Below are 11,096 nucleotides of genomic sequence, written 5' to 3' on the forward strand. Positions count from 1 at the left end.
GCCGGAACGGTGGGAGGATAGACATGTTTCAGGGCGGATTGAGCTTCGCGCTTGGCGAGGACATCGACGCGTTGCGCGAGAGCGTGCGGCGCTTCGCAACGGACCGTATCGCGCCTTTGGCGGACGAGACCGATCGCAACAACGCATTTCCGATGCCGCTGTGGCGCGAGATGGGCGAGCTTGGTCTGCTCGGCATCACCGCCGGCGAGGAGCATGGCGGGGCCGCTATGGGCTATCTCGCCCATTGCGTGGCGATGGAAGAGATCAGCCGCGCATCGGCCTCGATCGGCCTCAGCTACGGCGCCCATTCCAATCTCTGCGTCAACCAGATCAACCGCAACGGCAACGACGCCCAGAAGGCGCGTTACCTGCCGAAGCTGATTTCCGGCGAGTATGTTGGCGCGCTGGCGATGTCGGAGCCCGGCGCCGGTTCCGACGTCGTGTCGATGACGCTGAAGGCTGATAAGCGCGGCGACCGCTATGTGCTTAACGGCAACAAGATGTGGATCACCAACGGCCCGGATGCCGACGTGCTGGTCGTCTACGCCAAGACCGATCCGACCGCCGGCCCGCGCGGCATCACCGCCTTTCTCGTCGAGAAAGGCTATGCCGGCTTTTCGACCGGCCAGAAGCTCGACAAGCTCGGCATGCGCGGCTCCAACACCTGCGAGCTGATCTTCAAGGACTGTGAAGTGCCGGAAGAAAACGTGCTCGGCAGCATCGGCGGCGGCGTGCGCGTGCTGATGTCGGGGCTCGACTATGAGCGCGTCGTGCTGTCGGCCGGGCCGCTCGGCATTATGGCCGCTTGCCTCGATGTGGTCGTCCCCTATCTGCATGAGCGCAAGCAGTTCGGCCAGGCGATCGGCGAGTTCCAGCTGATGCAGGGCAAGCTTGCCGACATGTATGTGACGGCGAATGCGGCGCGCGCCTATGTCTATGCGGTGGCGGCCGCCTGCGATCGCGGCGAGACGACGCGCAAGGATGCCGCTGGCTGCATTCTCTATGCGGCCGAAAAGGCGACGGCGCTGGCACTCGAGGCGATCCAGGCGCTCGGCGGCAACGGCTACACCAACGACTACCCGGCGGGCCGCCTGCTGCGCGACGCGAAGCTTTACGAGATCGGCGCCGGCACCAGCGAGATCCGCCGCATGCTGATCGGGCGGGAGCTGTTTACCGAGACGCGGTAGCCGCCAACTGAAACGGCCGAACTCGATCGAAAGAGGACTTGATGACCGTTCTGAAATCTCACATTTCTCCGTCCTCCGATACGTTCAAGGCAAACCAGGCGGCCATGGCGGAGGCGATCGCGACTGTCGAAGACGCGGTGAAGGTGGCGGCCGCCGGTGGTGGCGACGCGGCGCGCGAACGCCATGTCAGCCGCGGCAAGCTCCTGCCGCGCGATCGCGTCGCCAACCTCATCGATCCGGCGACGCCCTTCCTCGAAGTCGGCATGACGGCGGCGCATGGCATGTATAACGGCGACGCGCCGGCGGCCGGGCTGATCACCGGCATCGGCCGGGTTTCGGGCCGGGAATGCATGATCGTCTGCAACGATCCGACCGTCAAAGGCGGCACCTACTATCCGCTGACGGTGAAGAAGCACCTGCGCGCGCAGGAGATCGCCGCGGAAAACAATCTGCCCTGCATCTACCTCGTCGATTCCGGTGGCGCCAACCTGCCGAACCAGGACGAGGTTTTTCCGGACCGCGATCACTTCGGCCGGATCTTCTATAACCAGGCCAACATGTCGGCTGCGGGCATCCCGCAGATCGCCGTGGTCATGGGCTCGTGCACGGCGGGTGGCGCCTATGTGCCGGCCATGTCGGACGAGACGATCATCGTCGAAGGTCAGGGCACGATCTTTCTCGCCGGGCCGCCGCTCGTGCGCGCCGCGACAGGCGAGGTCGTCTCGGCGGAGGACCTCGGCGGCGCCGACGTGCACACGCGCCTCTCCGGGGTGGCCGATCATCTGGCACGCGACGACGCCCATGCGCTGGCGCTTGCCCGCCGGGCTGTTTCGGCGCTCAACCGGCATAAGCCTTTGACGGTAGAGCTCGCGACACCAGAGCCGCCACTCTACGATCCGCAGGAGATCGCCGGCATCGTGCCGTCCGATCTGCGCACGCCCTACGATATCCGCGAGGTGATCGCCCGCACCGTCGACGGTTCGCGCTTCGACGAGTTCAAGGCACGCTACGGCACGACGCTCGTCTGCGGCTTCGCTCACGTGCACGGTATTCCGGTCGGCATCATCGCCAACAATGGGGTGCTGTTCTCGGAATCGGCGTTGAAGGGCGCGCATTTCGTCGAGCTCTGCGCCCAGCGCAAGATCCCGCTGGTCTTCCTGCAGAATATCACCGGCTTCATGGTCGGGCGGAAATATGAAACCGAAGGCATCGCCAAGCATGGGGCCAAGCTGGTGACGGCGGTGGCGACGGCGCGGGTGCCGAAGGTGACGATGCTGGTCGGCGGCTCGTTCGGGGCCGGCAATTACGGCATGTGCGGCCGGGCGTTTTCGCCGCGGTTCCTGTGGACCTGGCCGAACAGCCGCATCTCCGTCATGGGCGGCGAGCAGGCGGCCGGCGTGTTGACGACCGTTCGCAGCGAAGCGCTGAAGCGGGCCGGCACGCCCTGGAATGACGAGGACGAGGCGCGTTTCCGCCAGCCCATCCTCGATCTCTTCGAGCGCCAGAGCCATCCGCTCTATGCCTCGGCCAGACTTTGGGACGACGGCGTCGTCGATCCGCGCAAGACGCGCGACGTGCTCGGCCTGTCGCTGTCGGCGGCGCTGAATGCGCCGATCGAAGACACGCGCTTCGGCCTCTTCAGGATGTAGGAACACCGCCATGAAACGCGACAACATCAATGCCCCGAACGCACCGCAGCCGCGCGGCGGCTATTCGCAGGCCGTTCGCCTGGAGAATTTCGAGCGGCTGCTCTTTATCAGCGGGCAGGTGCCGCTGACGCCTGAAGACGCACTGCCGGAGGGTTTCGAGGCGCAGGCGCGCCAGGTCTGGGCCAATATCGACGCGCAACTGGCCGCGGCGGGCATGACCAAGGCCGATATCGTCAAGGTAACGGTGCTGCTTGCCGACCGGCAGTATGCCATGGCCAACCGCGCCGCCCGCGCCGAATATCTAGGTCCGCTCGCACCGGCGATGACGGTTGCGATCGCCGGCATCTTCGATGCCGGCTGGTTGCTCGAAATCGATGTCATCGCAGCGCAATAGGGTCAGGAGATGCCGATGTTTTCCAAACTCCTGATTGCCAATCGCGGTGAGATCGCCTGCCGGGTGATGCGCACCGCCAAGCGTCTCGGCATCCGCACGGTCGCCGTCTACTCCGATGCCGATGTCGGCGCGCTGCATGTGGCGCTTGCCGACGAGGCGATCCGAATCGGCCCGGCGCCGGCGCTCGACAGCTACCTTGTGGCTGAACGCATCATCGCGGCGGCGCACTCCGTCGGCGCGGACGCCATTCATCCCGGCTATGGCTTCCTGTCGGAGAATGCCGACTTTGCCGAAGCCGTCGAGGCGGCCGGCATCACCTTCGTCGGACCGTCGGCGTCCGCCATTCGCGCCATGGGGCTGAAGGATGCCGCCAAGGCGCTGATGGAGCAATCCGGCGTGCCGGTCGTTCCTGGCTATCACGGCGAAACGCAGGATCCGGATTTCCTTGCCGGGGAAGCGGCAAACATCGGCTATCCCGTGCTGATCAAGGCGCGCGCCGGCGGCGGCGGCAAGGGCATGCGGCGGGTCGACAGCGCCGCCGATTTTCCGGCGGCACTGGAAGCGGCGCGTCGCGAGGCGGAAGCGGCCTTCGGCGACGGCGCGGTGCTGATCGAGAAATATCTGACGAAGCCGCGGCATATCGAGGTGCAGGTCTTCGGTGATCGGCACGGCAACATCCTGCACCTTTACGAGCGCGACTGCTCGCTGCAGCGCCGCCACCAGAAGGTGATCGAGGAAGCGCCGGCGCCGGGCATGACCGCGGAAGTGCGGCGCGCCATGGGTGACGCGGCCGTTCGCGCGGCGCAGGCGATCGGCTATGTCGGCGCGGGCACCGTCGAGTTCATCGCCGACGTGACCGACGGGCTCTGGCCGGACCAGTTCTATTTCATGGAAATGAACACCCGCCTGCAGGTGGAGCATCCGGTCACCGAGGCGATCACCGGCATCGACCTCGTCGAGTGGCAACTGCGTGCTGCTGCCGGCGAAGCACTGCCAAAACGCCAAAGCGAGATCGCCATCGACGGCTGGGCCTTCGAGGCTCGCATCTATGCGGAGGACCCATCGCGCGGCTTCCTGCCGGCGACCGGGCAACTGACGACCTTGAGCTTTCCGGAGGAGGGCGTCCGTGTCGATGCCGGTGTCCGGCAGGGAGACAGGATCACGCCGTTCTACGATCCGCTGATCGCCAAGCTGATCGTGCACGGGTCCAACCGCTCGGCAGCCCTTGCAAAGCTCGAAAATGCGCTCAGGGCTTGCCGCATCGGTGGTACGGTCACCAACCTCGATTTTCTGGCCCGCCTTGCGGCCGAACCGGATTTTCGCGCCGGACATCCCGATACCGGCCTGATCGACCGCTCGATCGACCGGCTTTCGGCGTCGCCGGTGCCAAACGATGCGGCGCTTGCGCTTGCGGCCATCATTTCGACCGGAGCCCTGCAGCCGGACGGATCGGCCGATCCATGGTCTTCGCTCGGCCACTGGCAGATTTGGGGGGACGCCAACCGCAACATCGTGATCGAGCACCTGGGCGGACGGACGACCGTGGCGCTTGCGGCGCGTGGCCGGGATCAGTTCGCCGTTCACACCGGGACGGCGGCGTTGCCGGTCGTGATCCTCAACCGCACTGCCGATGGCGCCCGCGCGGAAATCGCCGGGGCGCAGCAGGAGTTCCGCTTCCTGCGCGAAGGCGAGCAGATCACGCTGTTCCTGAACGGCGAGACCTATGTGCTTCGCTTGCCGGACGCGCTTGGTGCGGGTCATTCCAGCGAGGTCGCCGATGACGCGGTGTCGGCGCCGATGCCCGGCATCGTCAAGCTGATCCGGGTTCGCCCCGGTGATGCCGTCGAGAAGGGCCAGGCGCTTGCCGTCATGGAAGCGATGAAGATGGAACTCACGCTTTCGGCCTCGCGGGCTGGCGTGGTCGAGAACGTGCTGGTCAGCGAAGGCGAGCAGGTGACCGCCGGCGCCGTGCTGGTGATGCTCCAGCCGGAGAGCGCGGAATGAGCGGAGCGGCGGCGCAGCATGTGACGATCGTCGAGATGGCGCCGCGCGACGGGCTGCAAAACGAAAGCACGCTTGTCCCAACCGCTGACAAGATCCGCCTCGTCGATATGCTCTCCGACTGCGGCTACGAGCGGATCGAGGTGACGAGCTTCGTCAGCCCGAAATGGGTGCCGCAGATGGCAGACGCCGCCGAAGTGATGGCCAGCATCCGGAGGCAGCCCGGGACGCGCTACGCGGTGCTGACGCCCAACTTGCGTGGGCTTGAAGCCGCCATCGAAGCTGGTGCCGACGAGGTGGCGATCTTCGCCTCCGCGTCCGAAACCTTCTCGCAAAAGAACATCAATTGCTTGATCGCCGAAAGCATCGAGCGCTTCCGACCGGTCGCCGAACTGTGCCGCGAACGCGGGCTATTGCTGCGCGGTTATGTCAGTTGCGTCGTCGAATGCCCTTATGAGGGTGCGATAGCACCGGCCAGCGCCGCCCGCGTTGCCGGTCTGCTCGATGATCTCGGCTGCTACGAGATCAGCCTCGGCGACACCATTGGCCGCGGTACGCCAGAGGCCGTGGACGCGATGCTGGCCGCGGTGCTGGAACGCATTCCGGCCAACCGGCTCGCCGGGCATTTTCACGACACGTCCGGCCGCGCGCTCGAGAACATTGCCGTGGCGCTCGACCGTGGCCTCAGGGTCTTCGACGCTTCGGCCGGCGGTCTCGGCGGCTGCCCCTATGCGCCGGGTGCTGCCGGCAATGTCGATACGCTCTCCGTCAACGCCTTCGTGACAGCCAAGGGTTTTTCGACCGGGCTCGACGTAGCAAAGCTCGAACAGGCGGCCGCCTTCGCGCGCACCCTAAGGACAGGATCATGACTTTCGAAACGATCCGGATCGAAACCGATGCGCGCGGCGTCGCGCGGCTGACGCTGGCATTACCGCAGAAGCACAACGCGCTTTCGGCGCGGATGATCGGGGAACTGACCGAGGCGGCAGAGCAGCTTTCGGCCGACCGTTCGGTCCGCGTGGTTGTCCTTGAGGGCGAAGGCCGCAGCTTCTGCGCCGGCGGCGACCTCGGCTGGATGCGCGAACAGTTCGATGCTGACAGGGCGACCCGCATTGCCGAGGCGACGCGGCTGGCGATGATGTTCAAGGCGCTGAACGAGATCGCGAAGCCCGTCATCGGCCGCCTGCATGGCAATGCCTTTGGCGGCGGCGTCGGCCTGATGAGCATCTGTGACGCGGCGGTTGCCTCGGCCGACGCAAAGTTCGGTTTAACTGAAACACGCCTCGGCCTGATCCCGGCAACCATCAGCCCTTATGTCGTCGCTCGCATCGGCGAGGGCAAGGCACGGCCACTGTTCATGTCCGCCAGGCTTTTCGGTGCGGAGGAGGCGCGCGCCTTGGGGCTCGCCACCACCGTTGTTGCCGCCGACGCACTGGATGCGGCGATCGAAGCGGAAATCGAGCCCTATCTGGCGGTCGCGCCGGAAGCCACCGGCCGGGCCAAACGGCTGGCCCGCTCGCTTGGCGCCCCGATCACCGAAGAGACCATTGCCGCGACGATCGAACAGCTTGCTGATTGCTGGGAATCCGATGAAGCGCGTGAGGGCGTCGGCGCCTTCTTCGACAAGCGCGAGCCCACCTGGCGGCGATAGGCGTCCTTGATTTGGGCGTGTTTTGATCTTACTTTGATAACATGATGATCAAAACAAGCGCGGATCCTGTCATGGCTGCTGTCGGTCTCAACATCTCCACCGCCCATTACGGCGAAAACCATTCGTCCTTCCTGTCTGCTCGGCTGGTTGCCGATCGGCTTGGCGTGACGCTTGCGGAACTGGCGAAGCTGATCGGTGTCGCACGCAACACGCTGACGGCGAAGTCGAGTGCCCGCAAGGTCGATGCGGCCTTGAGCAGCGTCGTCCGTATCCTTGCCATGGCCGGCGAAATGGCGGGCGACGACAGCCGTGCCGTCATCTGGTTCAAGCACCAGCCGATCCCCGGCTGGGCCGGCAAGACCGCTTATGACCTTGTCGGCGAAGGCAAGGCCGACAAGGTGCTCGCTTATCTCGAAGCCGTGCGTTCCGGTGTCTACGCCTGATGGCGGTTGACGAACCGGTGCGCCTCTGGCGCGCCTATGTGCCGCGCTGGGCGCATGCGCCACTTTCGGGCGAAGGGGCAGGGCGGTATGGTGGGCGGTGGAATCCCGTGGGAATGCCGACGATCTATGCCGCCCGCGAACTCTCGACCGCCTGGGCCGAATACAATCAGGGTTTCGTCCAGCACCCGGCGCTGATCGCCCAGCTTGAACTGCGCTTTTCCCGCCTTGCGGATCTGACGGCGCCGGAGATCCTTTCCGACCTTGGTCTCACCGAAGACATCCACCGATGCGAATGGCGCGATTCGCTCGATCGTGGTCTGGTGCCGGAGACGCACCACCTGCAACTAACGTTAAGCGACCGAGGCTTCGATGGCCTGATCTATCCGTCCTTCATGTCGCCCGGCGGCACCTGCGTCGCGCTCTGGCGCTGGAACGCAGGCGAGGGGGCCGAGCTGAAGGTCATCGATCCCGACGGGCGCTTGCCGAAAACGCCGGCCTCCTGGCTCTGAACCGACATGACGAGAAGTGGTGCTCTCCGAGTTCAGCCCTTCGCCAGCGGTCTGCTCAGATCACCTTGCCCGGATTGAGAATGCCGTTGGGGTCGAGCGCCTGCTTGATCCGTCGCATGAGTTCGAGTTCGGCCGGACTGCGCGAATGGTCGAGGAAATCGCGCTTCAGCGTGCCGATGCCATGTTCGGCCGAGATCGACCCTTTGTAGCGCCGGACGATTTCATAGACGACGCCGTCGACGATATGCGGGGTGTCCGCGTCGCCGTTCGGTTCCGAGAAGGCGATGTGCAGGTTGCTGTCGGCGACATGGCCGAAGAAGGAGACATGGGCTGCCGGGAACCGGGCGGATAGAGCCTCGCCGCATTCCGCGGCGAAACGACCGATGTCGCCGATCGGCAGGCTGACGTCGAGGTTGACGAGATCAGGCAACTGGCTGTCCATCGCATGGCCTTCGCGCACGCTCCAGAAAGAACGGCTCTCCTTCTCCGACTGGGCGATCAGCGCATCGGCAATGATGCCATCTTCAAGCGCCTCACCGAGAAAGGCCTCGAAGCCGTCACGCTCGCTGGCGTCACCAAGCAGATCCTGTTCGACGATCACCGCAAAGGGCGGGTTTTCGTCAAAGAGCTTCAGCTTCTCCGCCTCGGCGTTGAAACGGAAGTAGCTTTCCCACATCGCTTCGAAGGCCGAGAGGCCGGGCAGGCGGCGTTGGCAGCGGGCGAGGAAGGCGACGACGTTGTCGTAACCGTCGAGCGCACAGAGTGCCGTCAGCCGGCCGACGGGCAAGGGCCGCAGCCGCAGAACCGCGCGCGTGATCACGCCGAGTGTTCCCTCCGAGCCGATAAAGAATTGCCGGAGGTCGTAGCCGGTGTTGTTCTTGATCATCTTGTTGAGCGACGAGATGATCGCGCCGTCGGCAAGCACCGCTTCGAGACCGAGGACGTTGTCGCGCGTCACACCATAGCGCAGCACCCGGATGCCGCCGGCATTGGTAGCGAGGTTGCCGCCAATCTGGCAGGAGCCACGGGCGCCAAGATCGATCGGCAGCAGGAAACCGGCGTCTTCGGCGGCACGCTGCGCCACCTCCAGCGGGGTGCCGGCCCGCACGGTCATGGTTCCGGCTTGGGGGTCGATCTCTTCGATGCCGGTAAAGCGTTCGAGCGAAATCACCACAGCGTCACTGTCGGCATTGGCGCCGCCGGCAAGCCCGGTCAGGCCGCCCTGCACGACCACCGTTTGGCGGCTGTCATTGCAGAGGCGGAGGGCCGTGGCGATCTCTTCGCTGCTTGTCGGGCGGATCACGGCCTTTGGCAGCTCACGGCCGGTCAGGCTGGCGTCGCTGCGATGACGTTCGCCGATTTCGGTGCCGGTGAGCACGATGTCGCCGAGGGCTTGTTTCAGGTCGTCGACGATCGTCATGCGCTTCTCCCGTTTCCGCAGCCATTGTCGGCAGCGGGCGTCCCTGCTTAGCGCATCCCGAAGCAAACCGATATCCACACGGCGACGCTGCCGTTTGCCGGCGCGCCTGCTCGCTCGGCACGACAAGAGTGCGAAACTGGACTGGGGCGCGCGACCGGTCAGCTGCCGGTGCGCGCCAGTTCGAACGGTTCGGCCGTCTCGACTTCGGCCGGCGCCCGCGGCGTTGTCGGCGTTGTGGCGATCTTGGGCTGTTCTTCCCTGAACAGCTTCCACTTTGTCGGCCGGAATGCGATGCGGCTGTGGTCGCCGGCGGCGGCGCGTTCGGGGGAGAGTTCGATCTCGACATGCGGATGGTTGCGGCCAAGGTCGAGTTCGAGATGGCGGGTGCCGGCAACCCGGCGGCTGGCGGCAACGAGACCGGCAAGACAACCGCCGCAACCGTCGATCAGCTCGATGTCATGCGGGCGGAAGTGCAGCTTGGCCGGGCCGTCGGCTTCGGACGGCGCGCGCAAGCCGATCGGCCGGTCCTCGAACCAGATCTCGCCGTTCTGGAGCGTAACATTGAGGCAGTTCGACTGGCCGATGAAGCCGTAGACGAAGGGCGAGACCGGATGGTCGTAGATCTCGTCGGGCGTGCCGACCTGCTCGATCACACCCTTGCTCATGACGACGACGCGGTCGGCGAGCTCCAGCGCCTCGTCCTGGTCATGGGTGACGAAGATGGTGGTGTGGCCGGTGCGGTCGTGAATGTCGCGCAGCCACTTGCGCAGCTCTTTTCTGACCTGCGCATCGAGCGCGCCGAAGGGCTCGTCGAGCAGAAGCACGTTCGGTTCGACCGCCATGGCGCGGGCAAGCGCCACGCGCTGGCGCTGGCCGCCCGACAGCTGCGCCGGATAGCGCTTGTCGAGACCGGAGAGCTGCACCAGGTCGAGCAGGTCGAGCGCGCGCTTGCGGATCTCGGCCGAAGGCGGTCTTCGGTTGGACGGGCGGACCTTGAGGCCGAAGGCGACGTTGTCGAGCACGGTCATGTGGCGGAACAGGGCATAGTGCTGGAAGACGAAGCCGATGTTGCGCTCCTGCACGGTCTTTTGCGAGGCATCCTCGTCGCCGAAGAAGATCGTGCCTTCGGTCGGGCTTTCGAGACCGGCGACGAGACGCAGAAGCGTCGTCTTGCCGGAGCCCGAGGGCCCCAGCAGCGCGATCAGCTCGCCGGAGCGGATGTCGAGCGAGACGTCGTCGAGCGCCGGGAAGCGGCCGAATTCCTTGCGGATGTTGTGAACGCGCACGTCCATGGCGATACCTTTCGAATGCTGGTCAGTGTCTGCGGCTGGCGGCGATCTCGGCGCTGTAGCGGATCTCCAGCGCCGTCTTCAAAATCAGGGTGATCAGCGCCAGCAGCGCCAGCAACGCCGCCACCGCGAAGGCGGCGACGAAGTTGTATTCATTATAGAGGATTTCCACCTGCAACGGCATGGTGTTGGTCTCGCCGCGGATATGGCCCGACACCACCGACACGGCGCCGAACTCACCCATGGCGCGGGCGTTGCACAAGAGCACGCCGTAAAGCAGCCCCCATTTGATGTTGGGCAGCGTCACATGCCAGAAGGTCTGCCAGCCCGATGCCCCGAGAGACAGTGCCGCTTCCTCGTCGCTCGATCCCTGTTCCTGCATCAACGGGATCAGCTCGCGGGCGACGAAGGGGAAGGTGACGAAGACGGTGGCCAGCACCAGGCCGGGCACGGCAAAGAGGATCTGGATGCCGTGGCTCTGCAGCCAGGGACCAAGCAGACTGTGCGAGCCGAACAGAAGCACGAAGACGAGGCCGGAGATAACCGGCGAGAC

At 65.4% G+C, this 11,096-nt stretch carries 11 protein-coding genes; 8 read left to right on the top strand and 3 right to left on the bottom strand.

Going from position 1 to position 11,096, the window contains the following annotated elements:
- The first annotated feature begins 23 nt into the window (after nucleotides 1-23).
- The 8 genes from OKW20_RS11535 to OKW20_RS11570 all read left to right on the top strand — a co-directional run bounded on the left by OKW20_RS11535 (nucleotide 24) and on the right by OKW20_RS11570 (nucleotide 7,834).
- Nucleotides 24-1,187 (top strand): isovaleryl-CoA dehydrogenase, encoded by a 1,164-nt coding sequence (locus tag OKW20_RS11535; RefSeq protein WP_429172273.1) that lies wholly within the window; start codon nucleotides 24-26, stop codon nucleotides 1,185-1,187.
- Nucleotides 1,188-1,228: 41 nt separating this feature from the next.
- Nucleotides 1,229-2,836, top strand: coding sequence for a carboxyl transferase domain-containing protein (locus OKW20_RS11540; RefSeq protein ID WP_429172275.1), 1,608 nt, complete (start codon nucleotides 1,229-1,231; stop codon nucleotides 2,834-2,836).
- A 10-nt stretch (nucleotides 2,837-2,846) separates the two neighbouring features.
- Nucleotides 2,847-3,230, top strand: coding sequence for a RidA family protein (locus OKW20_RS11545; RefSeq protein ID WP_205236769.1), 384 nt, complete (start codon nucleotides 2,847-2,849; stop codon nucleotides 3,228-3,230).
- A 15-nt stretch (nucleotides 3,231-3,245) separates the two neighbouring features.
- Nucleotides 3,246-5,234: an acetyl/propionyl/methylcrotonyl-CoA carboxylase subunit alpha gene (locus tag OKW20_RS11550; RefSeq protein ID WP_429172277.1), complete on the top strand. Its 1,989-nt coding sequence runs from the start codon at nucleotides 3,246-3,248 to the stop codon at nucleotides 5,232-5,234.
- Nucleotides 5,231-6,100 carry a hydroxymethylglutaryl-CoA lyase gene (locus OKW20_RS11555; protein ID WP_429172279.1) on the top strand — a complete coding sequence of 290 codons (870 nt, stop codon included), beginning with the start codon at nucleotides 5,231-5,233 and terminating at the stop codon, nucleotides 6,098-6,100. Before OKW20_RS11550 ends, OKW20_RS11555 begins: the two co-directional genes overlap by 4 nt.
- Nucleotides 6,097-6,882 carry a crotonase/enoyl-CoA hydratase family protein gene (locus OKW20_RS11560; RefSeq protein ID WP_429172280.1) on the top strand — a complete coding sequence of 262 codons (786 nt, stop codon included), beginning with the start codon at nucleotides 6,097-6,099 and terminating at the stop codon, nucleotides 6,880-6,882. Before OKW20_RS11555 ends, OKW20_RS11560 begins: the two co-directional genes overlap by 4 nt.
- 71 nt (nucleotides 6,883-6,953) lie before the next feature.
- Nucleotides 6,954-7,325, top strand: coding sequence for an antitoxin Xre/MbcA/ParS toxin-binding domain-containing protein (locus tag OKW20_RS11565; RefSeq protein WP_402321640.1), 372 nt, complete (start codon nucleotides 6,954-6,956; stop codon nucleotides 7,323-7,325).
- A complete protein-coding gene (locus OKW20_RS11570; protein WP_429172283.1) occupies nucleotides 7,325-7,834 on the top strand; it encodes an RES family NAD+ phosphorylase in 510 nt (169 codons plus the stop codon). The genes OKW20_RS11565 and OKW20_RS11570 overlap by 1 nt, the downstream gene beginning before the upstream one ends.
- 55 nt (nucleotides 7,835-7,889) lie before the next feature.
- Here the strand turns inward: OKW20_RS11570 and OKW20_RS11575 are convergent, their stop codons facing one another.
- From OKW20_RS11575 to OKW20_RS11585, 3 genes are all read right to left on the bottom strand, one after another.
- Nucleotides 7,890-9,254: an FAD-binding oxidoreductase gene (locus tag OKW20_RS11575; protein WP_429172285.1), complete on the bottom strand. Its 1,365-nt coding sequence runs from the start codon at nucleotides 9,252-9,254 to the stop codon at nucleotides 7,890-7,892.
- Nucleotides 9,255-9,412: 158 nt separating this feature from the next.
- The gene (locus OKW20_RS11580) at nucleotides 9,413-10,546 is read right to left on the bottom strand and encodes a sulfate/molybdate ABC transporter ATP-binding protein (protein WP_429172286.1); all 1,134 of its coding nucleotides are present in this window, start codon (nucleotides 10,544-10,546) and stop codon (nucleotides 9,413-9,415) included.
- 22 nt (nucleotides 10,547-10,568) lie between these two features.
- Nucleotides 10,569-11,096: sulfate ABC transporter permease (locus OKW20_RS11585; protein ID WP_429172288.1), on the bottom strand; the 528-nt coding region annotated here is incomplete at its 5' end.

Source organism: Ensifer sp. LBL (assembly GCF_050435225.1).
Classification (GTDB): Bacteria; Pseudomonadota; Alphaproteobacteria; order Rhizobiales; family Rhizobiaceae; genus Ensifer.